Source organism: Marinomonas foliarum (assembly GCF_003337275.1).
Classification (GTDB): Bacteria; Pseudomonadota; Gammaproteobacteria; order Pseudomonadales; family Marinomonadaceae; genus Marinomonas; species Marinomonas foliarum.
Window position 1 is genome coordinate 34,251 of record NZ_QPJQ01000030.1, and the last position, 24,675, is coordinate 58,925.

The 24,675-nt window shown below is 44.4% G+C and carries 24 protein-coding genes; 11 read left to right on the forward strand and 13 right to left on the reverse strand.

Features of this window, described 5'->3' with window-relative positions; translation table 11 throughout:
* Positions 1-43: 43 nt before the first annotated feature.
* From DFP77_RS14565 to DFP77_RS14585, 5 genes are all read right to left on the reverse strand, one after another.
* Positions 44-841 carry an ATP-binding cassette domain-containing protein gene (locus DFP77_RS14565; RefSeq protein WP_114412942.1) on the reverse strand — a complete coding sequence of 266 codons (798 nt, stop codon included), beginning with the start codon at positions 839-841 and terminating at the stop codon, positions 44-46.
* Positions 841-1,923, reverse strand: coding sequence for an ABC transporter permease (locus DFP77_RS14570; protein ID WP_114412943.1), 1,083 nt, complete (start codon positions 1,921-1,923; stop codon positions 841-843). Before DFP77_RS14570 ends, DFP77_RS14565 begins: the two co-directional genes overlap by 1 nt.
* Before the next feature lie 132 nt (positions 1,924-2,055).
* Positions 2,056-3,087: a sugar ABC transporter substrate-binding protein gene (locus DFP77_RS14575; RefSeq protein ID WP_114412944.1), complete on the reverse strand. Its 1,032-nt coding sequence runs from the start codon at positions 3,085-3,087 to the stop codon at positions 2,056-2,058.
* A 154-nt stretch (positions 3,088-3,241) separates the two neighbouring features.
* Positions 3,242-5,770: a PAS-domain containing protein gene (locus DFP77_RS14580; protein WP_114412945.1), complete on the reverse strand. Its 2,529-nt coding sequence runs from the start codon at positions 5,768-5,770 to the stop codon at positions 3,242-3,244.
* Positions 5,771-6,505: a response regulator gene (locus tag DFP77_RS14585; RefSeq protein ID WP_114412946.1), complete on the reverse strand. Its 735-nt coding sequence runs from the start codon at positions 6,503-6,505 to the stop codon at positions 5,771-5,773.
* A 122-nt stretch (positions 6,506-6,627) separates the two neighbouring features.
* Here DFP77_RS14585 and DFP77_RS14590 point away from each other — a divergent pair, with 122 nt between their 5' ends.
* Together DFP77_RS14590 and hrpB are read left to right on the forward strand one after the other, a co-directional pair.
* Entirely contained in the window at positions 6,628-6,924 is a 297-nt protein-coding gene (locus tag DFP77_RS14590; RefSeq protein ID WP_114412947.1) for a 2Fe-2S iron-sulfur cluster-binding protein, read from the forward strand.
* A gap of 47 nt (positions 6,925-6,971) precedes the next feature.
* Positions 6,972-9,500: an ATP-dependent helicase HrpB gene (gene hrpB, locus DFP77_RS14595; RefSeq protein WP_114412948.1), complete on the forward strand. Its 2,529-nt coding sequence runs from the start codon at positions 6,972-6,974 to the stop codon at positions 9,498-9,500.
* Here hrpB and DFP77_RS14600 read toward each other — a convergent pair.
* Positions 9,486-10,496 carry a phosphotransferase gene (locus tag DFP77_RS14600; RefSeq protein ID WP_258861177.1) on the reverse strand — a complete coding sequence of 337 codons (1,011 nt, stop codon included), beginning with the start codon at positions 10,494-10,496 and terminating at the stop codon, positions 9,486-9,488. The two genes, hrpB and DFP77_RS14600, sit on opposite strands and share 15 nt — an antisense overlap.
* 73 nt (positions 10,497-10,569) lie before the next feature.
* Positions 10,570-11,199, reverse strand: a complete 630-nt coding sequence (locus DFP77_RS14605; RefSeq protein WP_114412949.1) for a LysE family translocator — start codon at positions 11,197-11,199, stop codon at positions 10,570-10,572.
* Between the two features lie 183 nt (positions 11,200-11,382).
* Here DFP77_RS14605 and DFP77_RS14610 point away from each other — a divergent pair, with 183 nt between their 5' ends.
* Complete coding sequence (locus tag DFP77_RS14610; protein WP_181858565.1) at positions 11,383-12,144, forward strand: ElyC/SanA/YdcF family protein; 762 nt, start codon at positions 11,383-11,385, stop codon at positions 12,142-12,144.
* 44 nt (positions 12,145-12,188) lie between these two features.
* Here the strand turns inward: DFP77_RS14610 and DFP77_RS14615 are convergent, their stop codons facing one another.
* The 4 genes from DFP77_RS14615 to DFP77_RS14630 all read right to left on the reverse strand — a co-directional run bounded on the left by DFP77_RS14615 (position 12,189) and on the right by DFP77_RS14630 (position 15,696).
* Positions 12,189-12,851, reverse strand: a complete 663-nt coding sequence (locus DFP77_RS14615) for an anthranilate synthase component II (protein WP_114412950.1) — start codon at positions 12,849-12,851, stop codon at positions 12,189-12,191.
* Between the two features lie 7 nt (positions 12,852-12,858).
* Positions 12,859-14,274, reverse strand: a complete 1,416-nt coding sequence (locus DFP77_RS14620) for an anthranilate synthase component I family protein (RefSeq protein WP_114412952.1) — start codon at positions 14,272-14,274, stop codon at positions 12,859-12,861.
* Positions 14,271-14,501, reverse strand: coding sequence for a Trp family transcriptional regulator (locus tag DFP77_RS14625; protein WP_110574998.1), 231 nt, complete (start codon positions 14,499-14,501; stop codon positions 14,271-14,273). Before DFP77_RS14625 ends, DFP77_RS14620 begins: the two co-directional genes overlap by 4 nt.
* 127 nt (positions 14,502-14,628) lie before the next feature.
* Positions 14,629-15,696, reverse strand: coding sequence for an RES domain-containing protein (locus DFP77_RS14630; protein WP_181858566.1), 1,068 nt, complete (start codon positions 15,694-15,696; stop codon positions 14,629-14,631).
* Between the two features lie 165 nt (positions 15,697-15,861).
* Here DFP77_RS14630 and DFP77_RS14635 point away from each other — a divergent pair, with 165 nt between their 5' ends.
* Together DFP77_RS14635 and nadS are read left to right on the forward strand one after the other, a co-directional pair.
* A complete protein-coding gene (locus DFP77_RS14635) occupies positions 15,862-16,194 on the forward strand; it encodes a type II toxin-antitoxin system RelE/ParE family toxin (protein ID WP_114412955.1) in 333 nt (110 codons plus the stop codon).
* Position 16,195: 1 nt separating this feature from the next.
* Positions 16,196-16,480 carry a NadS family protein gene (gene nadS / locus DFP77_RS14640; protein ID WP_114412956.1) on the forward strand — a complete coding sequence of 95 codons (285 nt, stop codon included), beginning with the start codon at positions 16,196-16,198 and terminating at the stop codon, positions 16,478-16,480.
* An 80-nt stretch (positions 16,481-16,560) separates the two neighbouring features.
* Here the strand turns inward: nadS and DFP77_RS14645 are convergent, their stop codons facing one another.
* Positions 16,561-18,060 (reverse strand): methyl-accepting chemotaxis protein, encoded by a 1,500-nt coding sequence (locus tag DFP77_RS14645; protein WP_114412957.1) that lies wholly within the window; start codon positions 18,058-18,060, stop codon positions 16,561-16,563.
* A 282-nt stretch (positions 18,061-18,342) separates the two neighbouring features.
* Between DFP77_RS14645 and DFP77_RS14650 the strand changes: the two genes are divergently transcribed.
* The gene (locus DFP77_RS14650) at positions 18,343-18,654 is read left to right on the forward strand and encodes a cupin domain-containing protein (RefSeq protein ID WP_114412958.1); all 312 of its coding nucleotides are present in this window, start codon (positions 18,343-18,345) and stop codon (positions 18,652-18,654) included.
* Here the strand turns inward: DFP77_RS14650 and DFP77_RS14655 are convergent, their stop codons facing one another.
* Complete coding sequence (locus tag DFP77_RS14655) at positions 18,655-19,410, reverse strand: SDR family NAD(P)-dependent oxidoreductase (protein ID WP_114412959.1); 756 nt, start codon at positions 19,408-19,410, stop codon at positions 18,655-18,657.
* Positions 19,411-19,495: 85 nt separating this feature from the next.
* Between DFP77_RS14655 and DFP77_RS14660 the strand changes: the two genes are divergently transcribed.
* The 5 genes from DFP77_RS14660 (at position 19,496) to DFP77_RS14680 (ending at position 24,575) form a co-directional block, all read left to right on the forward strand.
* Positions 19,496-20,467 (forward strand): LysR family transcriptional regulator, encoded by a 972-nt coding sequence (locus tag DFP77_RS14660; protein ID WP_220235543.1) that lies wholly within the window; start codon positions 19,496-19,498, stop codon positions 20,465-20,467.
* Between the two features lie 135 nt (positions 20,468-20,602).
* On the forward strand, positions 20,603-21,616 hold the full coding sequence (cysP, locus tag DFP77_RS14665; RefSeq protein ID WP_114412962.1) for a thiosulfate ABC transporter substrate-binding protein CysP: 1,014 nt from the start codon (positions 20,603-20,605) through the stop codon (positions 21,614-21,616).
* A gap of 116 nt (positions 21,617-21,732) precedes the next feature.
* On the forward strand, positions 21,733-22,593 hold the full coding sequence (gene cysT / locus DFP77_RS14670) for a sulfate/thiosulfate ABC transporter permease CysT (protein ID WP_114412963.1): 861 nt from the start codon (positions 21,733-21,735) through the stop codon (positions 22,591-22,593).
* Positions 22,594-22,602: 9 nt separating this feature from the next.
* A complete protein-coding gene (gene cysW, locus DFP77_RS14675) occupies positions 22,603-23,484 on the forward strand; it encodes a sulfate ABC transporter permease subunit CysW (RefSeq protein ID WP_114412964.1) in 882 nt (293 codons plus the stop codon).
* Complete coding sequence (locus tag DFP77_RS14680; protein WP_114412966.1) at positions 23,481-24,575, forward strand: sulfate/molybdate ABC transporter ATP-binding protein; 1,095 nt, start codon at positions 23,481-23,483, stop codon at positions 24,573-24,575. The genes cysW and DFP77_RS14680 overlap by 4 nt, the downstream gene beginning before the upstream one ends.
* Positions 24,576-24,675 lie beyond the last annotated feature (100 nt).

Sequence of the window (24,675 nt, forward strand, 5' to 3'; positions counted from 1 at the left end):
CTATTTTGCCCTACCTAACGGCAGATAAAAATAGCGGTTTGACTTAAGCCGCTTCTTCCTCTGACTCTCCAACCTCCATTGCACCTGTCATAATGGCAACAGCGTCAGACATAGTATGAGACTGAGGTGTCACAATCGCTGCGCGCTTACCCAAACGATGGATGTGAATACGATCTGCGACTTCAAACACATGCGGCATGTTATGGCTAATCAAGATAATTGGTAATCCGCGATCACGAACCTCTTTGATCAAGTTCAATACTCGGCGAGACTCTTTGACCCCAAGTGCTGCTGTTGGCTCATCCATGATCACCACCTTGCTGCCAAACAAAGCAGAGCGAGCAACCGCCACACCTTGGCGCTGACCACCAGAAAGCGACTCAACGGCTTGGCTGATATTTTGAATAGTCATTAAGCCCAGCTCGGTCATTTTATCCTTAGCGCGGCGCTCCATTTCTTTCTTATCAAGCATGCGGAACACCGAACCCAAAATACCTGGCTTACGCAGCTCTCTTCCCAAGAATAAATTGTCCGCAATGTTTAATGCTGGTGATACCGCTAAATTTTGATAAACGGTTTCGATGCCTAACGCGCGAGCTTCCATTGGTGAAGAAAAATTCACAGGCTTGCCATCTAATAAAATTTCGCCTTCGTCTGGAATCAAAGCGCCAGACAAGGCTTTAATCAATGAGGATTTACCTGCACCGTTATCACCAATCACCGCTAATATTTCACCTGGGTAGAGTTCAAAGTCAGCATGATCAATGGCTGTCACACTGCCATAGCGTTTGACCAAATTCTTTGTTTGTAGCACTGGAGTTTTATCGTATTGTGCAGTCATTATGCTGTCCCTCTTCTAATCCACTGATCAATGCCCACAGCCGAAATAATCAAAATACCGACAGTAAACTCTTGCCATAGCACATCAACACCAGCAAGCGCTAAACCATTTCGGAAGACACCAACAACCAGAGCGCCAATAAGCGTCCCGTATATAGAGCCTCGTCCACCAAATAGACTACAGCCACCAATAACCACCGCAGTAATACTGTCGAGGTTTGTCATAGTGCCAGCTTGTGGACTGACCGAACCAATTCGACCGATAAGTACCCAGGCACCAATAGCACATACCACGCCAGCCAAGACATAGACAGACATCAAAATACGTGTAGTACGAATGCCTGCTAACTTCGCGGCTTCTGGATCATCGCCTGTGGCGTAAACATGACGGCCCCATGCAGTCCAATTTAGGGCATACCAAATGAGAAAGAAAATCCCCAACATTAACAGGGAGCCGTAAGTTAATCTTGCGCCAAAAAAATCAATTGTTTGGCCTGTCCATTGCAACAATGGCGCAATATTACTGATGTCCTGCGAGCGAATAGTTTCACTTTTTGAATACCAAAGGTTCAGTGCAAAGAACACATTCCAAGAGCCCAAAGTCGCAATAAAAGGCGGTATTTTTAGGCGCGTTATCAATAAACCATTAATCAAACCCGCTAAGGCACCAACACCGATACCGATCAAAATAGACAAACTTGGATCAATACCATGATTTACCGCCATCCGCCCCATAACAACCGAGGTCAGAACCATGATGGCACCAACAGACAGATCAATGCCTGCCGTTAAGATTATCAATGTCTGCGCAACACCGATGACGCCAATTATAGTCACTTGTTGTAGCACTAATGACAAATTGAATGGGTGCAAAAAACGGTCACCGACAATGACACTAAAACTGATAACAGCCAACAGCAACACTATCAGAGGCGCAGCTATTGGATAATGATGAAGAAACTTCTTGAAACGCTGCAAAGGGGTTTCATGTCGCTCAAATTTAGCAACATAGGTACTGGCCTGATCCGCGACCTTATCATGATCAAGTGTCGCGGTGGACGGTTTTGTGTTGGTAGAACTCATAGACTACTCCAGACAGGAAACATTACTAGGCAGAAAAGAAAGACCACTTAAGATAGAAAAAACGCCGTTAGCCAGAAGATCGACTAACGGCAAATGAGGGTAACTTAACACCCATCTATCACAAGAGATTGATTAGCCCCAGCACATACTCAAACCTGTTTTAGAGCTAATAGAATTAACCCCTTTCACAGGTTCATCTGTCACTAACTGAACGCCTGTATCAAAGAAATCCAGACCATTTGACGCCGAAGGACGTGAGCCAGATTTTGCAAACTCAACAATTGCAGTGACGCCTTCTGAGGCCATTTTAAGAGGGAATTGCATAGAGGTAGCGCCGATCACGCCATCTTTGATATTTCGAACACCTGGACAACCACCATCAACAGAAACAATCAACACGTCTTTTTCAAGTCCGAATGATTTTAATGCTTCATACGCACCCGCAGCTGCGGGTTCATTAATGGTGTAAACCAAGTTAATTTCTGGATCTTGTTGAAGTAGATTTTCCATCGCACGACGGCCGCCTTCTTCAGAACCTTGAGTCACATCATTACCAACAATGCGAGGATCTGTTTCATCGCCCATGCGTTTCGGGTCTTTAAGGTCGATACCGAAACCTTGTAAGAAACCTTGGTCACGTGCAACGTCTACGGTAATTTGGCTGGTGCTCAAATCTAGCAAACCAATTTTTGCATCTTTGGCCTTATCACCCATTTTCGCTTTTGCCCACATACCAATCATTTCACCGGCTTTGAAGTTATCCGTTGCAAAGGTCATGTCTGCTGCACTAGCAGGGCTTAAAGGCGTATCTAACGCGATAACAAGCAAACCTGCATCACGTGCTTTTTGAATCGTCGGAACAATACCTGCGGTGTCGCTTGGTGTAATAAGAATGCCTTTCGCGCCAGCGGCGATTAGGTTTTCTACTGCTTGAACTTGAGTTTCATTATCGCCATCGTAGCGACCTGCAAAAGTACGCAATTCAACACCAAGCTCTTCGGCTTTTTGCTGTGCGCCTTCTTTCATTTTCACGAAGAATGGGTTGGTGTTGGTTTTGGTTATCAAACCTATGATTGGGGTTTCTGCCATAGCGACAGTGGACAGTGTGCCTGCAGCCACTAGACAAGCCAGTTTCTTGTACGGAATACGATGCATGAATTTCATTATTTTTATAACTCCAATTTTTGTTTTTATTATTGGCAGCGATGCCATTCAAAAACAGATCCAGCCCCGACTCTGCTTTGATAAAACACTATGAAGATAAAAAACTAATGAATAATTTCATCATTTAATCTTTTTTTGTAATATTTGTAATATTTCAACGCTCAATTTGAAATATTTGGTTCAACTCTTTGATAGTAAAAGGTTTTGAAATAAATAAATCATCGTCTTTTAATTGATATTTTTGTTTTAATTCGTCTTTTGGCAAGCCAGACATCAGCAATATTGGCCCAGTAAAACCAGACAAATCAGAATTCAGACTGTGCGCCAGCTCAACACCGCTCATGGTTCCAGCTAAGTTAACATCCGACACAATAGCATCCGGCACAATGGCTTTATCTAAGGCATTCATCACCGCTTCAGCGCATTCAAAGGTTTGCACCATAAAGCCCATTTTTTCTAATTGCTCACGCATGACTCGACATACTTCTTCGTCGTCTTCTACCAGCCACACCAAGCTCAATTCAGGCAAGACTATCACGCCTTGATTGAGGCCTTTCTCTTCAGCCGCTTCGCCACTATCTAAAATCAAGTCAGGCGATGTAATTTGTTGAGGCAAAAACAAGCAAACACGCGTCCACTTGCCTTTTTCGGAGGTGACTTTGATTTCACCACCACTTTGTTTCACAAAACCATAAATCATGCTCAAACCCAAACCACTGCCTTTGCCGACAGGCTTAGTCGTGAAGAAAGGCTCAAATATGCGGCCAATTACGTCATCATCAATACCGTCACCCGAGTCTTCCACTCGAATACGAATGGCTGGCACGTCGCTGTCTGGTAAAGTGCACAACTTGGTTGAAAAGGCTAAACGCCCACCCCCCTGCATGGCACTCGCGCTGTTCAAAGACAGATTCAATAGCGCATTTTCTAACTGGGAAGGATCTATCAGGCTCACCACACTTGGGCATTGCAGATCGCTTTCAACAACAATATGTGAACCAACACTGTACTCAACTAGATCGAGCATGCCTTCAATTAAATCATCAATCCCAATCGACACAGGAAAAAGCTGCTGACGACGACTAAAGGCCAATAAGCGCTGTACCAAGTTGCTGCTTTTCTCAGAAACGACCAAAGCACGTTCTATGTATCTTGCTTGATCCTCGGTTTGTGGGCGAGAGTCAGAGAGCATTTGTAAATTGCCCATAATCGCCGCTAAGAGATTATTAAAATCATGGGCAACGCCACCTGTAAGCTGCCCTAGCATCTCCATTTTTTGTGCCTGACGTAACTGACTTTCAACGCTTTTGCGCTCAGTTAAATCCGTATATAAGGTAACAAAACCACCTTCAGGCATTGGCTTAGAACGAAATTCGATGATTTTTCCTGAGTCAAAATGGCGTTCGAAGCTTTGAAAACGTAAATGACGAGAAACGTTCACTTCTTCCATGTGAACTTGCTGGTTTTCTAAATTAAGATTTTTATGTTGCCCTTGATTAATCAAGCTTTGCACTTCATCAATTGACATGCCGACACTCAAGTCATCGTCCGATAAATCAAACAATTTCTGATAACCCGAGTTCCAAGCAATCAAGGTACCTTTTGAGGAAAACACACTCAGGCCATCGTTCATATTATCGAAAATGGTTTCGAGCAAGCGTTTTTGTTCCGACAATTCGGCTGTGACTTCCAAACGCCTTAAAGCATCACGGCGAAATACCTCAAAGGTATCGGCCAAGGTACCAATTTCATCGTTACGACGAATGCCTGTATGCTTTGAATCTACACGCCCCAAAGACAGTTGCTCCATGTCGTTGGTAACAACGCCTAAATCTTTGGTCATCCGCTGGCTGTACCAATACAAACGCGTCAAACCCAATAGAAGAAACACAGAGATTCCGATAATCCAGTTCTGACCACGGGCTACAAAGGTCGATACCTCCTGACGTTGACGGCTCACTTTCTTTTGCAAACCACCAACGAAATCACTGACATGCTTACTCAATTGTTCCGACTTAGCTCGAATTGCAATCAGCAAATAATTTTTGCGCTCTTGTATTTGATTCAAACGACGATGCGCCATTAGCAAATCATCAGCAATACTCGCCACTTGCTCGTTTTGTTCTGAAAGTTTTAAGCTTTCCAAGATGCTTTCTGGCACCAAACTCGGCGATTCTAGTAATTGCAGTAGCCATACCAAACCTTGCTGATTAGTCACACTAGCGGCATCATCATTTAGCGGCAACTGACGAATCCGAAACTGTTGCGCCAAGCTGTCTTCTCGCAGATACAACTCTTCACGCACCAAGGCAACAAGCTCTTCAAGGGTGGTTTGCAGATCATCCAATCGTTTATCGATATCCTGTTGAAAGACAGAATCCGTCAAACTGTCAGCAACTCCGCGCAGCTCAAGAATACGACGATGAATGCGCTCGGATTCAGTTTGTAACTGAAAAGGACGCCCAGAACCTGCGGTATAAGGAGCTATCGCGGCCAATTGCGCAACGCCTTCGGCTAGCGTTAAAGAGGTAGAGATTTCAGGTAGGGTTTCTGACTCAAATTCTGATAAAGAAGCTTCACTGACGCGCATGGATTGCCAACCAATCCCCACCATAAAAAACGCCACCAAGCTAATCGCTAAAATAGACAAGGAGGCTTTCTGACGGATACTGGTAAAACGCATTTAATTAATCCGCACTGGGCCTTGGAAAAAGTAACCAAGACCTCGTTGAGTCTTGATGAACTCAGGCGTTTTTGGATTGCTCTCTATTTTTCGCCTTAGGCGCAGAATCAGTACATCAACTGTTCGATCAAATACCTCAGTTTCTAAGCCTCGGCTTTGCTCTATAAGTTGCTCACGAGAAAAGATACGATCTGGATGACGCGCTAATACCTCTAAAAGAGAAAACTCACCTAAAGTTAATGTTACTAATTTGCCGTCCGGATCATGCAAAAGACGCGCAGTGAGATCCAAAGTCCAACTACCGAATTTTAAACAGTCGTGATCTTGATTGATCGTACTTCCCGCTGTTGGTGGGGCTTGATAAGAACGGCGTAACAAGGCATGAATTCGCGCTGTCAGTTCACGTAAATTAAACGGCTTCATCATATAATCGTCTGCGGCTAACTCTAGCCCTAAGATTCGATCGGTTTCATCGCCTTTTCCGGTTAACATCATGATCGGCATTGCAAAACGTTCACGAATATCACGAGCAAGGTTTAAACCATCCTCTTCTCGTAAATATAGATCCATCAATACCAAATCGACTGGCTCAGCTTCAAGGTGAAGCCACATTTGGCTGCCATTTTCCGCTTCCAGTACTTTGTAACCTTTCTGCGACAAAGCATCACAAAGCAACTGACGAATATCTTGATCGTCATCCACTACCAATAAAGTCTTTTTATGTTGTTCTGTCATTGTCTGGGTTGGAATCCATTATCGTTTTTATTAGACGCACACCAAGCTAGAGAAGCCTCTATCATTGCACTATTAATATCATGTTAAAGTTAATAGCAGATTAACAAAAGGAAAAGCTTCTCGTGCAGCAGAAACTCATCCAGCTGACTTTCTTAGATCCTGAGCAATCCATTCAAGCAGAACCTGAAGAAACCATCATGTCGGCCCTGAAATCCGCAAGCGTTCCAATTAAACAAGCCTGTACCAATGGCGTTTGCGGTGTTTGTCTGACGCCCTTGCTATCCGGTGAGATTGATTACGCGGATCGGCAACCGCATGGCTTAAACGATAAAGAGAAACGCAACGGCTACTTTCTACCTTGCATTGCCACTTGTAAAACCGATATCGCCATTGGTAAACCCAAAGTGAGACTGCGTTAACCACTTAAAAACGTTATCATTATCACAGCGTATTAATGAGCGGTCTTATGTCTAACGAACTACCGATTTACCAACTTATTCCCCAGCTAAAAAACCAGCTTTTGCATCACCACGAGGCCATTTTAGAAGCCGCGCCCGGTGCAGGTAAAACCACAGTAGTGCCGCTGGCTTTAATGAATGAGGCTTGGCTAAAAGGTCGCAAGATCATCATGTTAGAACCAAGACGCTTAGCCGCTAAAGCCGCGGCAAAGCGTCTTGCTGATACCTTGCAAGAGCCGCTTGGAAAACGCGTTGGCTATCGTATTCGCCACGAAGGAAAAGAAAGCGCTCAGACGCAAGTCTTGGTAGTCACCGAAGGCGTGCTAACGCGTATGCTGCACGATGATCCCAGTTTAGATGACATTGCTTTAGTAATCTTCGACGAATTCCACGAACGTAATTTGCACTCAGATTTAGCTTTTGCTTTATGCTTGCAAGCACGACAACTGTATCGCGATGAAGACCCGCTTAAGCTGTTAGTCATGTCCGCCACACTTGATACCGAGGCGCTTGAAACACGACTCGGCTGCCCGACTCTAACCAGCCAAGGCCGCAGTTTTCCCATCACCGTTCATTACAGCAACAAGGCACTCAAGACCTTTCAAGTCACCGATGAAGTAGTACGACTCACCTGCCAAGCCTTTAATGAAGAAACTGGCAGCCTACTCGTTTTTCTACCAGGTCAAAAAGAAATTCGTCAAGCGGCAAGCCAATTACAACAACGTTTAGGTCATGAACCATATTTAAGCATCTTGCCTTTGTATGGCGAATTAAGCTTGAAAGAACAAGAAGCGGTAATTGAACCTACAACAGCGCCCAATCGAAAAATTGTACTCGCCACAGCCATTGCCCAAACCAGTTTAACTATTGATGGTATCCGAGTGGTGATTGACAGCGGCTTAAGTCGAGAAGCGCGCTTTGATGCCAGCACAGCAACGACACGCTTACATACTCGTCGCGCGACCCAGGCAGAAACCACTCAGCGAATGGGCCGAGCAGGCCGTACCGAAGAAGGCATTTGTTATCGTTGGTGGAGCGAAAGTCAACAACATCAACTCGCACCGCAAGCTCAGCCGCAAATAGAAATCAGCGACCTCAGCAGTTTGGTGATGGATTTGGCGAAATGGGGTGTACAAGAGCGTCTTGAATTAGATTGGATTACACCGCCACCAAACAGCCACTGGCAACAATCGATCGACTTGCTAACCAATCTGCAAGCTCTTGAACAAAATCAAACATCACAACCGTATTTAGAGTTAAGCCAACTCGGTGAGCAAATGAGCAATCTCGGCATCGAACCCAGACTCGCTCGATTGCTTTTAGATGGAAAACAAAATGATGACAGTGATGCAGCCAGCGCCATCTGCACCATACTGTCGGAAGGCGATCCCTTTGCGAATCATCATAGCGACTTATCAGATCGACTGAGCTGGTTAGCCGGTCACAATCAGACGCAGAGTAAGCGACCGAGACAGAACTACTTAAACGCTCAGCAACAATGGCAAAGACGCAGTCATCAAATCAGCGTTCAACAAACGTCAGCGAATAATCAACAGGAAGTCGCCTTTTTGTTGATTCGAGCGTTTGCGGATCGTATTGCTCAACGTTCAGGGCAAGACCACGACAAGACTCGCTACAAGTTGGCTAATGGGCGCATGGCGAGCCTATCGTCACTCGACCCTTGTGCACAGAGCGAGTGGCTTATCGCGCTGGATATCGGCGGACATCATGGCCAAGAAGAGGATCGTATTTTTCTCGCCTATCCGATCCAACTTTCCACGTTGATAGATGATTTTTCCGATTTATTTATCATAAAAAACCATCTCGCTTGGTCAAAAAAAGACGCTCGCCTGTTAAGTGAATCACAGCGTTGGATCGGCAAACTGTGTATTGATAAACAAAAACTGAGCAAGCCTTCCGAAACAGACATCAGCCAAGCGATTTGCCAGCATATTCGCCAAGAAGGTCTTTCGGTTTTACCTTGGAACGATTCCAGCGAGCAACTTCGAGCGCGCTTACAATTTGCCTTTATGCACGACAAACAAAACCTCTGGTCAGACTGTTCTGATAAGGCATTATTGGCCGATCTAGAAGAATGGCTCGGGCCATATCTTGGTAAAGTAACCAATCAACAAGCGATGAATAAACTCCCGTTAAACGATATATTGTTATCTCGGTTAGATTGGAGCCAACAGCAATTTCTCAATAAAAAAGTCCCCTCGCGTATCACTGTGCCATCTGGGGCGAGTCATGCTATTGATTACTGTGAGCAACAGCCAACCCTAAGGGTCAAACTGCAAGAAATGTTTGGCTATACGAATAGCCCAACCGTACTCAATCAAATCGTCCGTATCGAACTGCTTTCGCCAGGGCAGCGACCACTTGCCGTGACCCAAGATTTGGCTTTCTTTTGGCGTGAGGCTTACCCTGAAGTACGCAAAGAAATGCGCGGAAGATATCCGAAACATCCTTGGCCAGAAGACCCTATGAGTGCAGAAGCCACTGCGAAAACAAACCGAGCACTAAGATCGTCGTAACTGTCTTAGTGCTTGATCCGTTAGTTGCTGGCTAAAAGGTGTGTTCTTCGGATGAGTCGGAGACCAGCCCATAATAAAACGATGGAAGTCAGCCCAAGCGATAGGAAACAAGTATTGCCATTCTTCGACAACCTCTTGAGCAAAAGCTTGCGATTCTCCTTGCGCCATTAACTCACGCCCTAGCTCAGAGAAATAATGCTCCAGTAGGTAGTCTATATTTTCTGTCAGTTCAGATTCAGATAACGCACTCCCTAAAAGGTACGCTAGATCCTGAATTCCAACACCACCACCCACATATTGAAAATCCACAGCCGCCACCTGATTATCGAGTGGAGAAAAACAAAAATTAGCCACTTTAGCATCGCCATGCACGATGGTTTTAAAGCGTGCGTTATCCAAACATTTTGCCAATTCAGACGCGGCAGATTTTAATTCGCCCTCAGCCATGACTGACCACTCTTCTTGCCGAGTATCAAGGTGCCAATAGGTTCCCTTGTGCCACAAGCCTTGCGGCCAATCAGAAGAAGGTGTTGGGTGAATAAAGCCCGCATGAAACGCTGTGAGCCAATTAATACAAGAAATCAAATACTCGATATTGTGAGCGTTATATCGATCCGCGTAGCCAGCAGCGTCTAAATCTTCTAATAAGGTTAATCGATGCCCTGTCTTTTCGTCATACAAATCACCGTAGCACTGTGCAACTCGAGCCGAAAGATTACAGCGGGACGCCCATTGTCGATACCAATTCTGCTCAACTTTATATGAGCGAACTTTACGCAAATGCGCGTGCTCCGAATGCCAGCCTCTAGGGTGATTCACGTCCATGGGAAATGTACAATGTTTGGCGATCACAGACGATGGCGACTCTTGTCCCGTTAGCGCATAACGCACCACCTCGCCGTAACCACTCCACAATGACTGAATCAAAGAGGTTCGCTCCACTGTGTCGGCCTTACATTGGCGCTTAATAAAGATCTCGGGCGTCATCATATTCATAAAATCCACGTAAAAGTCGCGACTATTTTACCCATAAAACGGTACGCTAAAACGCCTTTTGGAATCGCAATGACTAAGATGAGACTCGACGAGCAAACAACGCCCAAATACCAGCAATCGACATCAAGGAACCACCTGCCAGATTAAAGCCGCGCATCGCTTTTTCAGAAGAAAGTAGCGTACGTGCTCTAAGGGCAAAAAAAGCATACATAGAAGCAGACACGGTCGCTAACATCACAAAAGTCACTGCTAAAATGAAAAGTTGTTCTGCTGCATTACCTTGGGGAGAAACAAACTGCGGCAAAAATGCCACAAAGAAAATAATACCTTTGGGGTTCAAAACCGTCACAATGTAGGTATTCAAAAACAGACGCCATTTTGACGTGAGCTTGTCAGATGAAGGAATCTTCATTGGTGATGCGCCTGACCTAAGTAACTTAAATCCCAAATACAAAAGATATAAGCCACCAATACCCTTCACCACAGTAAACCAAAAAGCCGACACAGAAAACAAAGCCCCTAATCCAACTAAAGAAGCTAATAACGCGGTGGAATCCCCCAGCGCCACACCAACCACCAAAGGGATATTCGCTCGTCGACCATGGGCTACTGAATTCGCAATCACAGCCAAAATCGTTGGGCCAGGAATGACCAACATGGTAATAGACGCGACAACAAAAGCGAGCCAAACTTCAATCAACATAGAGCTTTCTCCTTATTAAATAGACCTCTATCAATCCATAGCCAGTAGTAAAGATCAATACTTAAAACCATTCAAATAACGAACCTTAAAAACTAAATTCTATGAGCACTTTCACTTTAAGATGACTACCTACTACTTTATGCTCTCTGTATTCTAAAACGACATAATTAAAGAGATAGCTCCATGGGCATTGTTCTTTTTTACCTCAAGAAAATCATAGGCATGATGCTCATGCCAATTCCTCTAACTTTAGTGGCTATGTGTCTCGCATTTTTACTGATGAAGAAATGGCCTAAAGTCGCTAAATTTTTCCTCTTTTGCGGCATATTAATGTTGGGATTAACCAGCTGGAACCCAGTTGCCAATACACTGATTGCAACGGTAGAACACGACTATCCTGTGTTTGATATTCAGCAACCGGTAGACGCAGTGATCGTTCTTGGCAGTGGACACAAAGATTTAAGCAATACACCGACAATCATGGCTCTAGGCAACAGCGCACTGTTCAGACTTGAGGAAGGTTTGCGCATTTTAAAGGCCAACCCAAACGCGCAATTATTTGTGTCTGGCTATTCGGATGAAATGACCGAACCGCACGCAGAAGTCATGCGCCGAGCCGCCATAGAATTAGGCGTACAACCCAACCGAATTAAAGCCTTCCCTCTTGCAAAAGACACAGAAGAGGAAGCCAACACGATGAAACCGTATTTAGAAGGAAAACGAGCCGCGCTAGTCACCGAAGCGTCACATCTAAAACGTGCGTCTATCTTCTTCGAAAAAGCAGGAATCAACATTATTCCCGCACCGGCTCTGTATTTAGGATCTGAAAAAAGCGACTGGCAAATCGACGCCACCGGAGCCTACAAAAGCCAACGCGCCTTTTACGAATGGCTTGGGCGTGGCTGGCAGTGGATTAAAAATCAAAAAAACAGCACCCATTTCTGAGCACTGCTTTTCTATTACTTCAAAGGTACTAAATTTTTAACTCATCAAGCCTGAAACAAGAAGTTTCTGATTAGGTCTTTTCCGCCTTCGGTTGCGAAGGACTCTGGATGAAACTGAATGCCTTGGATCGGGTATTCTTTATGACGAACGCCCATCAGTTCAAATTTGCCGCCTTGGTGAATCGTAGCAATGTCGTTGAAGTCGGCTTCTTTTAAATCACCTACCGAGGCGGTGACTTCCAATACGTCAGGGAAGCTTTCTGCTTCGGCGATGAGCGAGTGATAACGCATGACTTCTAATTGATCTGGAATGTCATGGAAAATACCTTCGCCGTTGTGCGTAATCGGGCTGGTTTTACCATGCATTGGCAATGGCGCTTTCACTACTTTGCCGCCAAATACATGACAAATTCCCTGCATTCCCAAGCACACGCCCATTAGTGGAATGGTTTTACCGAACTCTAGAATGACGTCGGCACACACACCGAAATACGCCTTGTCGTCTGGAGAGCCTGGTCCTGGAGAAATGATGATGCGATCTGGCGCAGCGGCACGAATGTCATCCAACGTGACTTCATCGTTACGTTTGACAATCACCTCAAAAGTGTCAATCTCGCCACGGCTTTTTTCGGTTTCTAACACTTCACCAATAAACTGATACAGGTTGTAAGTGAAGGAATCGTAGTTGTCGATAATATAAACTTTCATGCTTCCCTTACTCCTGATTCGCTTTTGGTGCAAAGCTGTCTAACACGCGTTTAGTGCCAGCAAATTTACGTTGGATTTCTTCGTATTCGTCTTCGGCATTGGAGTCATACACATTGCCGCCACAGGTTTGCACATAAGCTTTGTTGCCCTTGGCAAACACAGTACGAATTGGAATCGCAAACATACAGTCGCCATTGAAAGAGAACTGACCCACCGCACCGCCGTAAGGACCACGACCGTCGTTTTCCAAATCATCGATGATCTTCATGGCTTCGATTTTTGGTGCGCCCGTCAAGGTTCCTGCGGGGAAGTTACTCGCCAAGGCTGAGAACATATCGTGATCTTCCGCCATAATGCCGACAATCTCACTGGAAATGTGCTGAACGTGACTGAAACGTTTAATGTCCATCAAGCTACGAACTTTCACTGTACCGAAGCGCGCCACACGGCCAATGTCGTTACGATGCAGATCGACAATCATATTGTGTTCGGCGATTTCTTTCGGATCATTCAACAAAGCACGCGCAAACGCTGTATCTTCAGCAGCGTCTTTACCACGCTTCGCCGTGCCTGCTAATGGGAAGGTTTCCATTTCGCCTTGGCGCACACGGAATAACAATTCTGGGCTGGCACCGATAACTTTTTGCTCACCAAACTTGATGTAATACATTTGCGGCGATGGATTCACTTCACGCAATTGCTCGTACAAATTGATAGTGTCGCCTTCCATATCGAACCATTTTTTGAAGCCCACTTCGCACTGGAAAATCTTACCTTCGATGATGTCTTGCTTCACCTTAGCAACAGCATCCGCGTGATCGGTTTTGCTCATGGACTCGCCCGCTGGCGTCACCACAAATGGACCGTTTTCTGGCGTTGGTTCCGCCATCATGCTGTTCACTAATTCCACACGATTTCCAGTGGAATTATCGTCGTAATAAAAGTAAAAAACCTCGCCTGTCATCTTATCCAGAATCAAGCCATCTTTGTACAAACCAAAACGAAACGCATCAAACATCTCGCTCGACTGAAGATCCAAGGTTGGCTCAAAGTAATTCATGCTGTCGTAACCGATATAACCCGTTAAACCACCAGCAAAACCGCGCGACAAAATGTTCTGCGGCACGATATCGCGCAGTAAGTAATATGGATTATCGGATTCGTAAGATTCCGTGCTGCCGTCACGTTCTTGGATAAACAGCTGCTTGCCTTCGGCCCAAATCAATTTTTCAGGATCAAAACCGATAATCGAATGGCGGGAAATGAAGCTCTCTTCACCAAGGGATTCCAACATAAAACAGTTATCAAAACGCTTCTCGACCTTCTTGAACAGATCAAAAAAATCGCAGGCAGAACTGATAGTGACGTACTTAGGCTTACGCGGCAGAGTGATACGCTCCGGCTTTTTATTATATGAACTCATATCTCTTTTAATTCCTTCAATGCTCGGGAACCACGGGTCACAGTGGCAATACCCACACCCAATTGTTTCGCAATGTCTCTCTGCGGCACGCCTTGCTCCAACAGAGATAAAATTTGTAGTCTGTGTTGCATCTCGTTGATTTCTTTTGGTGTTAGCAAGGCTTTTAAGCGCTTTTCCAACACCACATCATCACCGGCTTCGGTTAAAAACTGGACCAAATCTTTCATAGGCACTTCTATTTGATAAACAGTTATGTATTCGCGTACTAGTACAGTATAAGTTATGAAGGAGAGAAGCAAGAGGAACAGACACAAAAAAGCACCAACTGGTGGTGCTATTTTTGTGAATTATTATCTATTCTTTAAGAATTGGCATTATTAACTCGGGATGCGCAGAAAGCATTTTTAAAATTTGAAAATGAGCTCCCCTTGGTTGGCTTGCACCTTTTTCCCAATCTTTCAGTTCACCAAGATCTACTCCGAGATAGTGAGCAAAAATATCCTCAGCCATTCCAAACTGTTGCCGTATGGCCACTACATCAACAGAGCTTCTAACACTCAAATTTATTCGGGACTCAGGAGAACGTTCTATAAAGTTTACTTTTTTCTTAATTGTATAAATCTCAGAACTTTTGGCTGAAAACTTATTTTTATCAAAAAATACTATGTTATAACCACCTGTTCGCGAGGCGGTAAACTCGCTATTTCCTTCATCACGTTCCTTTTCATATACGATTGATTCAAATTGAGAGCGATAACCAATTCCATCAAAGCCTTTGGAATGGAGGAACTCAGCAATAATTTGTGTCGCAAGATAATCCAGAGTCTTTCTATTTTCAGGAATGGGTCTAGAAAATGCGTCACTTACATCCCCAAAAACAGATTGAGCGACTTCTTCATCAGACATCGCATCCGCACTTTCTTTCCAGTATCGACCAAAGGTGAACCTCTTTAAATCTGACAAATCAACTATTCTAAGCTTCTCGGCTGAATGCAATTGTGCTACTGACACATTCTCATCTAAAAATGCACGAACTTCAGAAACAGCAACATAAGGTGTCGTAGCAACATACAAGAATGGGACTCCTTCTGGATTAGCTCTCCCTCCTGAGCCAATCATCCCAGATTTAGGGAAGTAGTCTTTTGCCATCCCCCTAGGATAAATTCCCCCAATATTTACATACTTAATAAGATTTCCATCCTCTTCCTCATACTCAGCAATATAGCAGGATTCTTCACTACCTTTCCTTGCCCTATAGAATGGATCATTTGGCAGTACAACCGAAACTTTATCATAAAAATCAATGGCATTATGAAGCCACTCTAAGAAAGCAATCGTTTTCTCTGAACGGAAAAACCTATTCTCAGATTTAACTTCTTTTACAAAATCATCCAATGATTTTGTGCGACTCAAATTATCCATAAATAAGTAACCCTTCCAAAAATTTATAATCAGCATCTGAATTTCAATTATGTAACATTCTGACTACCTTAATCTCAAGTTTATCCTATCTTAAATTTCGTACTTGATGGACAAACAAAAAAGAGTACAATGTACACCAAACAATAACAAAAGGATTTGTTGTCTATGGATCATGCGATTGAGTTTATCGAAACTCATTTATTCACTAAGCAAATAAAAGCCATCGCTACTGACGATGAATTAAGACAGCTACAATATGAGTTAATCGCGCAGCCTAAAAAAGGCGATTTGATTCAAGACACAGGCGGTCTCCGCAAAGCCAGAATGGCCATAGGAAATCAAGGCAAAAGCAGTAGCGCAAGAGTTATATATTTCTTGGCAACGAAAGAAATTATCTACTTAATCATGGCTTATCCTAAAAGTACGAAAGATAGGCTTACCAATGCAGAAAAAGCTGAATTGAAAAAACTAACAAAACTGTTGAAGAGCGAGGTTTAACATGAGTATTTTTGATGAATTAAAATCTTCTCTAGAAGAAGCGGTAGAAATCCACCAAGGCCGTAAAACAGCCTCTCGTATTACTCGCTTTGAGATCGCTGATGTCAAGTCTATTCGCGATAGCCTTCAAGTCTCTCAGGCGGAATTTGCCAAAGCCCTTGGCACCAGCATAGATACGATTAAAAGCTGGGAAAGCCGACGCCGTAACCCAACAGGTTTGGCGGCCAAAGTGCTGGCAACCATTCAAGACAATCCAAATTTTTATCAAGAGCTGTCAGTCCATTAAAGTTGCTCTCGCGTTTTTCACAAAAAAACACCGTCTGGCGGTGCTATTTTGTATTTATGACACTTACAACTATTCTGGCATTACTGGGTTTTAAACAAATAGGCGCTAGCCTCGTAAGTTTTAGAAATAGATGCGATCTCTTCACTGTTCTGCTGAAGGTGAGCCATTAAATTCGACAGCATTTTAATGGATTGTTCATTTTCATTGATTTTGCTGTTGATCAAGGTGATCACTTTTTCTTGCTCTATGGATTCTGCCGCAATAGTTTTACTGGCTATTGCGACATTACCTACGGCTTTTGATCTTTCGACAAGGGCGTTCGAGATAGACTGTGCGTGTTCTACGCTGATCGATGTTCTCTGTTTGCTCGATTCCATTGAGCTGACAGTCAGTTTCACACTGGTATTCAAGTTAGCGAGCACTTTTTCGATTTCATCGGTAGATTCACTGGATCTTTGTGCCAATGTTCTGACTTCGTCAGCAACGACGGCAAAACCGCGCCCCGTTTCGCCAGCTCGAGCCGCTTCGATAGCGGCGTTTAGCGCCAGTAAGTTGGTCTGTTCAGAAATGCTTCTGATTGAACTGAGCAACTTCGTTATCGACTCCACGTCAGCAGTAAGGGAGTTAAGAGATTCCGATGCCGTTAATGTATTTTTAGACAAGAGTTGCATGTCTTCCATCACTTCCAATGTTTGATGGCTGTCACTCAAAATCCCCTTTTCCAAATCCGTTACTAAGTTTGCCGATTCGCCGCTGCGCTGAGTAATAGATTGCATAGATTGAGAAACATCAAAGGTCAATTCAGACGCACTTTTAGCCAACGTATTGCCATGCACTACACGACCAGTCACTTCTTCGCTAATGGTGTGAATTTGCTGACTGCTGGAAACCAGTTTGTTAGCAATATTTTGATAATCGGTGAAGATGCTCGCCAATTTATCCAATAACAGATTAAAAGACTGTTCTGCATTCGACTTAGGATTGGCAAGTCGTATGGATAGATCGTTGTCTTTTGAGACTTTTTCAATCGCATTGGCGATGTTTAGGTTTGAGCTGGATTCACCCTTCATCAACGACGCCATGTAGATCAACAGACCGGACTGACAGATCGCAAAAATACAATGCACGATCATTATCCACATTGTATGGTGCCCCTCAAACGCCATGATGGGCATATCGCCAATCTGTGCGCCTTGCATTTGAAGATACATAAAACCAACGTGATATACCGCGGTAGTTAATAAGGCGGCAATGATGGGTTTCCAATCCTGATAGATTAGAAATACAACGATGGACGCGAAAATATGAAAGTGCATTTCAATCATGCCCAGCTGACTCTGGATGAGCGCCGATGAGAACAGCATCATCAAAATACCAGCAAGCACAGAAAATACAGTGCTGCCTTTGAACAGGCTGTAAGACGCCTGTATCGCAATAAATAACACACCCGCACTGATTAAGGTAAACGAGAGCAACTCTTCTCCCACCATACCGCTCACTAGCAAGATTAAGATCTGCAGTAATAAAAACCGGTAAATAAATACATCATTTTTAAACGCTTTTTCTGGGGAGGTTGACATTATTAGCCTTTCTATTGGTGTTCGATTGAACGAAACGGAAGTGATTGAGTGATAAAAATCATCAGCATTTTTTTACAAAATACTTTATTTAATTTTACGTATTAAGTGGCAATTTGGATCAAAAAAATCGTAAATTGATGTAGTCCATAGGCTTATCATTATACGATCAAAACACCTGTATTACCGTCAAAATGACGTTTTATTTCTTTCTCACTTGGCGAGCAATCTAGTCAATTGTACCTTGGCACCTTCATCATTTTATTTTTTTACAGAGGTCTGTTCATGACATTTATCAAAGCCAAAGATTTCACTGCGGATCATGCTTGGAGCGCGTTGGACATTGCCAATATGAATGGCGTGACGACGCGTTTACATTGGACGGATCAACCTTATAAATGGCACATCAATGATGGTGAAGAAGTGTTTGTGGTGTTAGACGGCGAGGTGAATATGCACTATCGAGTCGATGGAAAAGAGCTTGTTCAATTGATGTCTGTCGGCGATATTTTCTACGCGGCGATTGGCACGGAACATGTTGCGCACCCCGTTGGTGAGGCGCGCATTTTAGTGATTGAAAAAGAAGGCAGTGTGTAGTTATAGAAACATACCGCCAGACGCTTCAATACGCTGTCCCGTAATCCAGCCGCTGTCTTCACTCAGTAACATGGCAACGGCTTTACCAATATCGTCCGCCTCTCCAACCCGCCCCAAGGCGGTAACAGATGCCACCATTTTATTCACTTGTTGGTTGTCACGCACATTACCACCGCCAAAGTCTGTAGCGATAGCGCCTGGTGCCAAGGTATTTACGCGGATTTGTCGGTTTGCGAACTCTTTAGCCATATAACGTGTCATGACTTCTACAGCACCTTTGGCCATCGCGTAGGCACTTGAACCTGGCATACTAAACCGTGCCAAACCAGAAGAAATATTGAGAATATGACCGCCGTCTTTAATATGTGGTAATAATGCCTGCGTTAAAAAGAAAGGCCCCTTTACATGGATCGCCAGCATATTTTCTAGCTCTTCATAAGTGGTTTCTTCAACACTTGCACGCAAACCTGTGCCAGCGTTATTTAACAAATAATCGAAATCGCTTCGTGCAAACTCATTGATCAATAAATTTTGAAGCTGGTTAACGAACTCAGGAACGGCATCAAAATCGCGTGTATCCAATTGAAGAGCAAAAGCTTTTTGGCCTTTTTGTTTAATCTCTTCAATCACATCTTGTGCCGCTTGAAGATTATTGTGATAAGTGAAAATAACATCTATGCCTTTGTCAGCTAACGCTAAAGCACTGTTTTTTCCTAAACCACGGCTAGCACCAGTAATAATTGCTAATTTATTCATCACTTACTCCAATCTATTCTGTAAGAATTTTTAAGCCTTAAACCATATCGGCTCTGGGCACGTTGAACAGAGTAGATAACTTATTGTGATCGATATACATGATAAAAGTGATAACATTGTTCGTATTAAACGAACAAAGGTAGAAGAGATGGACAAGTTTGAAGCCATGCAGCGCTTTGCATTGGTTGCTCAATTCGGTAGCTTCACCAAGGCAGCAGACGCTCTTGGCTTACCAAAATCAAGCATATCCAGTGCCATACAAGGACTTGAAAGTGAATTAGGCACGCGGCTTTTTCATCGCAGTACGCGCAGCATCACCTTAACGCAAGACGGTGAGACCTACTTGCCACAGTGCCAAACACTGCTCGCCGAACTAGATGCCCTAGGAAGCCAGTTCCAACGCAACCCTGATGATGTTCGCGGTGTACTCAGAGTCGACATGCCAAGCCGCTTTGCCACTACGGTTGTCATTCCGCATTTGGCCGACTTTCTCGAAAAATACCCGAACATACGCTTAAAGATCAGCAGCGCAGATTATCGAGTAGATATGATTAAAGAAGGCATTGATTGCGTCATTCGGGTGGGTGATCTTGAAGATAGTAGCCTTATCGCTCGCCCATTAACGCTGTACCGAAGCGTAAACTGCGTATCGCCAAGCTATTTTAAAAAATATGGTATTCCACAGAGTCTTGCAGAATTAGCCAATCATAAACTGATTGGATATTCTCATATGCTCGGTAATTTCGACGCCCAATTTGAATACATGGAAGGCGACACAGTAAAACAACAACCCATGCCAAGCAGCCTAGCGGTTAATGGCACAGATGCTTATTTAGATGCTTGTTTAGCAGGGCTTGGCATTGCCCAACTCCCCGCTATTGGCGCAGAAAACCTCATCAAGAAAGGCCTACTCATCTCTGTCCTACCTCAATTTGAAGCCGAGCCAATGCCGGTGTCTTTACTCTACTCATCACGTAGACAAACAACCAAACGCCTAACTGTATTTATGGATTGGCTGCAATCAGTCATTGAAACGAAACATTTTTTAAAGAATTAAATAATTGAAAAATATCTTTTGCAAAAAACGCCTTATGCATATTCCAAAAAAGTTTATTTATAGCCGTTGTAATAACTAAATCTTTTAAGTAACCTCTCACTTAATGAAATATTAAGCTTCCCAGATGAGGTCACTATGAAATCTAAGCCACGCTTTTTAAAATCTATTATTGGTACATTGTTGTTGAGCGGCGCCGTTCAAGCGTCGGCTGCAGATCAAACGATTCTGAACACGTCTTACGACATTGCTCGTGAGTTGTTCGCGACTTACAACCCAACGTTTGAAAAACATTGGTTAGAGAAAACGGGCAAAACCATTGAGATTAAACAGTCTCATGCGGGTTCTTCAAAACAAGCCAACGCCATCATGAATGGCTTGTCAGCAGACGTCGTTACTTTTAACCAAGTCACTGACGTTCAAGTTTTGCATGACAAAGGCAAAATGATCCCAGCAGATTGGAAAAATGAATTCCCAAATGCCAGCTCGCCTTATTATTCAACGATTGCCTTCCTAGTTCGTAAAGGCAATCCGAAAAATATCAAAAGCTGGGGCGATCTAGCTGGTAATGATGTGGCATTGGTGTTCCCAAACCCTAAAACCTCTGGCAACGGTCGTTACACTTTCCTAGCGGCTTACGGTTATGCACAAAATACCTTCGGTAAAGACAACGAAGCGAAAGTGGATGATTTCCTAGGTACTTTCCTAAAAAACGTGTCTGTGTTTGATACTGGTGGCCGTGGCGCGACAACGACTTTTGTTGAGCGTGGCATTGGCGATGTGTTGATCACCTTCGAATCAGAAGTAAACAATATTCGTAACCAATACGGTGCAGACAAGTACGAAGTGGTTGTACCAAAGACATCTATCTTGGCGGAATTCCCAGTCGCTGTAGTGGAAAAAAATGCGAAGAAAAACGGCACAGAAGAAGTGTCTCATGAATACCTAAGCTACTTGTACAGCGAAGAATCTCAGCGTCTATTGGCGGGTTTCAACTACCGCGTACACAACGACGTAGTGAAAAAAGAATTTGCCGACAAGTTTCCTGAAGTGAATTTGTTAACCGTCGAAAATATTGCTGGCGGCTGGCCACAAGCGACTAAAGAATTATTCGCAAATGGTGGTAAACTAGACCAACTTCAGCGCCGCTAATATCTAAATAGATAACAACTAGCCGGATACGCTTGCGTCTCCGGCTTTTCTGTCTCTAAAGCGACTAGCGTCTTTATTATTGAACTGCTTTCATTAAGACCCTAATAGGCAAATACATGGCAACACATCTAAGCGCGACCGAGACTCGGCCTCGCCATAAACGCGTCTTGCCCGGACTCAGTTTGAGTTTGGGCACGTCTCTACTGTTTATCAGCTTGATTCTATTACTCCCAATGAGCGGGCTGGTTATGCAATCGGTCGATATGGGCTGGGACAGATATTGGCAAGTGATTAGCGACGAACGCGTTGTTGCCAGTTACAAGGTGACGCTGTGGGCAGCTTTACTTGCTTCGATTTTTAACGGTTTTTTTGGTTTATTGCTCGCATGGGTGTTAGTTCGATACGACTTCCCCGGACGCCGTATTCTAGACGCCTTGGTGGATTTGCCTTTTGCCTTGCCAACCGCGGTTGCCGGTATCACTTTAGCCACCTTATATGCGCAAAATGGTTGGTATGGTGAAATCCTCGAAAGCCTAGGGCTAAAAGTCGCTTACACACCTTGGGGTATTGTGCTTGCCATGGCATTTACCAGTATTCCTTTTGTGGTAAGAACCGTTCAGCCAGTATTGGAAGAACTGTCACCAGAAGAGGAAGAAGCAGGAATGACCTTAGGCGCGTCCGATTGGTCTGTATTTCGTCGGGTTATTTTCCCCGCCTTGTGGCCAGCATTGATGACGGGAATTGCCTTGTCATTCACTCGTAGCTTAGGCGAATTTGGCGCGGTGATCTTTATCGCGGGCAACATGCCTTACGTCAGCGAGATTACGTCCTTAATGATATTCGTTAGCTTACAAGAGTTCGATTTCCCTGCCGCCAGCGCCATTGCCTCGGTTGTACTGATGGCGTCGCTGATCCTCTTGTTCGCCATTAACATTTGGCAGGCGCGTTATTTACGTCGTCTTCACGGACGCAGTTAGGAAGCTTATATGTCATCGTCTAAACACTCATCGAACCAACTTAGAGTCGGCGACAGCCCATTGGTGAAATGGTTACTCATTGGTCTCACGCTGTTTTTGACCGCGATTTTGTTAGTTGTGCCACTGATTGCCATTTTCCAGCAGGCGTTTATGGAAGGGGCTGCGCACTACTTCAACAGTTTGATTGAAGCCGACACCTTGCACGCGATTGGTTTAACTCTAGTCGTTGCGGCGTTAACAGTGCCAATCAACTTGGTCTTCGGCGTTATGCTCGCATGGGCTGTGACGCGTTTTGAATTCCCAGGTCGCAAACTTTTGATGACCCTGATGGACATTCCCTTCGCAGTTTCCCCTGTGGTCGCTGGTTTATTGTACTTATTGCTGTACGGCAATAACGGCTGGATTGGCTCTTGGTTGTATGATCAAGACATCCAATTGATGTTCGCTTGGCCGGGTATTGTCATGGTAACCGTGTTTGTAACTTGTCCGTTTGTGGCACGTGAATTGATCCCCTTGATGCAACAACAAGGACGAGAAGACGAAGAAGCGGCGGTGATTCTGGGCGCTTCTGGCTGGCAGCTGTTCCGCCGTGTGACTCTACCAAATATCAAATGGGCGCTGATTTATGGCGTTATCCTAACCAATGCGCGCGCCGTGGGAGAGTTCGGTGCAGTGTCTGTGGTGTCTGGCAACATTCGAGGCGAAACCAATACCTTGCCATTATTAGTACAAGCACAATATGAGGATTACCAAGCAGCGGCAGCCTTCGCCAGCGCCTCGCTTTTGGCAATGATTGCCCTACTTACCTTGTTGTTGAAAGCCTTCATCGAATGGCGTCAGGAACGTAGTTTAAAAATTGAAGCTGAAAAAGAAAGACAGGTGACACAATGAGCATTTTGATTGAAAACATTTCCAAACACTTTGGGCAGTTTCAAGCCTTGTCACCTTTGTCATTAGATATCAACGAAGGCGAAATGATTGGCTTGCTTGGACCATCTGGTTCAGGGAAAACCACTTTGCTACGTATTATCGCTGGGCTCGAAGGCGCAGACACAGGCCGCATTCAATTTGGCGACCGAGACGTGACTAACTTGCATGTGCGAGATCGTCGCGTGGGCTTTGTGTTCCAAAACTACGCCTTGTTCCGTCATATGACAGTGGCGGATAACGTCGCCTTTGGCTTAGAAGTCTTGCCTCGTAAAGAGCGCCCAAGCCCAACCGAAATCAAAAAACGCGTGATGCATTTACTGGAAATGGTACAGCTTGAACATCTTGCCAATCGTTTTCCGTCTCAGCTTTCTGGCGGTCAAAAACAACGTATTGCCTTGGCACGTGCCTTGGCAACACAACCGGAAGTTTTGCTGCTAGACGAACCTTTTGGCGCCTTGGATGCCAAGGTTCGTAAAGAACTACGTCGCTGGTTACGCGGATTGCACGATGAGCTAGGTTTCACCAGTGTCTTCGTTACCCATGACCAAGAAGAAGCCTTGGAGTTGTCTGATCGCGTTGTCGTCATGAGTAACGGACACATTGAACAAATCGACCAACCCGGTGCACTTTACGCCTCACCAAATAGCCGATTTGTGTTCGACTTCCTTGGTAACGCCAATGTCTTTGAAGGCAAAATGGAAAACGGCAAATGGCAAAATCAGCAAGCCAGTATCGCTCTGCCAAATGGTGCAGAACAAAAAGACGGACAATTGTATATTCGCTCTCATGAGTTCTTTGTATCAAGAGAACCAACGGCGCAAGCCAGCTTGCCGCTGCGCGTCATTGCCATCAACCCGATTGGCGCCGAAGTACGCCTAGAGCTCACTCCGATTGATTGGCAAAGCAACGACGTCTGGGAAATCGATCTACCTCACAAAGCATTCGATAAAAACTGCTTCGACAAAGGGCAAACTTTGTATGTCACTCCGAAAGCGGGTTACTTCTTTGCTCATGACGCACAGAAGCCCGTGCTATTAAGCTGGGAAAAATAACAAAATGTGTCGTCCTAAAATAGGTTGACAGTTTTTAGGCCAGCTCCTGTAGCTGGCCTTTCTCTTTTCGCACTTGATTCGGTGTTTTCATCTTGAGGCT

Excerpts from the sequence above, each read along its gene's own strand:
- DFP77_RS14625 (WP_110574998.1), bottom strand. The coding sequence starts at position 14,501 with ATGAAAGATTTGGTCCAGTTTTTAACCGAAGCCGGTGATGATGTGGTG.
- DFP77_RS14620 (WP_114412952.1), bottom strand. The coding sequence starts at position 14,274 with ATGAGTTCATATAATAAAAAGCCGGAGCGTATCACTCTGCCGCGTAAG.
- nadS (WP_114412956.1), top strand. The coding sequence starts at position 16,196 with ATGAGTATTTTTGATGAATTAAAATCTTCTCTAGAAGAAGCGGTAGAA.
- DFP77_RS14650 (WP_114412958.1), top strand. The coding sequence starts at position 18,343 with ATGACATTTATCAAAGCCAAAGATTTCACTGCGGATCATGCTTGGAGC.
- DFP77_RS14600 (WP_258861177.1), bottom strand. The coding sequence starts at position 10,496 with ATGAATATGATGACGCCCGAGATCTTTATTAAGCGCCAATGTAAGGCC.
- cysT (WP_114412963.1), top strand. The coding sequence starts at position 21,733 with ATGGCAACACATCTAAGCGCGACCGAGACTCGGCCTCGCCATAAACGC.
- DFP77_RS14645 (WP_114412957.1), bottom strand. The coding sequence starts at position 18,060 with ATGTCAACCTCCCCAGAAAAAGCGTTTAAAAATGATGTATTTATTTAC.
- DFP77_RS14585 (WP_114412946.1), bottom strand. The coding sequence starts at position 6,505 with ATGACAGAACAACATAAAAAGACTTTATTGGTAGTGGATGACGATCAA.
- DFP77_RS14655 (WP_114412959.1), bottom strand. The coding sequence starts at position 19,410 with ATGAATAAATTAGCAATTATTACTGGTGCTAGCCGTGGTTTAGGAAAA.
- DFP77_RS14630 (WP_181858566.1), bottom strand. The coding sequence starts at position 15,696 with ATGGATAATTTGAGTCGCACAAAATCATTGGATGATTTTGTAAAAGAA.
- DFP77_RS14615 (WP_114412950.1), bottom strand. The coding sequence starts at position 12,851 with ATGAAAGTTTATATTATCGACAACTACGATTCCTTCACTTACAACCTG.
- DFP77_RS14580 (WP_114412945.1), bottom strand. The coding sequence starts at position 5,770 with ATGCGTTTTACCAGTATCCGTCAGAAAGCCTCCTTGTCTATTTTAGCG.
- DFP77_RS14575 (WP_114412944.1), bottom strand. The coding sequence starts at position 3,087 with ATGAAATTCATGCATCGTATTCCGTACAAGAAACTGGCTTGTCTAGTG.
- DFP77_RS14605 (WP_114412949.1), bottom strand. The coding sequence starts at position 11,199 with ATGTTGATTGAAGTTTGGCTCGCTTTTGTTGTCGCGTCTATTACCATG.
- hrpB (WP_114412948.1), top strand. The coding sequence starts at position 6,972 with ATGTCTAACGAACTACCGATTTACCAACTTATTCCCCAGCTAAAAAAC.
- DFP77_RS14635 (WP_114412955.1), top strand. The coding sequence starts at position 15,862 with ATGGATCATGCGATTGAGTTTATCGAAACTCATTTATTCACTAAGCAA.
- cysP (WP_114412962.1), top strand. The coding sequence starts at position 20,603 with ATGAAATCTAAGCCACGCTTTTTAAAATCTATTATTGGTACATTGTTG.
- DFP77_RS14570 (WP_114412943.1), bottom strand. The coding sequence starts at position 1,923 with ATGAGTTCTACCAACACAAAACCGTCCACCGCGACACTTGATCATGAT.
- DFP77_RS14680 (WP_114412966.1), top strand. The coding sequence starts at position 23,481 with ATGAGCATTTTGATTGAAAACATTTCCAAACACTTTGGGCAGTTTCAA.
- DFP77_RS14565 (WP_114412942.1), bottom strand. The coding sequence starts at position 841 with ATGACTGCACAATACGATAAAACTCCAGTGCTACAAACAAAGAATTTG.
- DFP77_RS14610 (WP_181858565.1), top strand. The coding sequence starts at position 11,383 with ATGGGCATTGTTCTTTTTTACCTCAAGAAAATCATAGGCATGATGCTC.
- cysW (WP_114412964.1), top strand. The coding sequence starts at position 22,603 with ATGTCATCGTCTAAACACTCATCGAACCAACTTAGAGTCGGCGACAGC.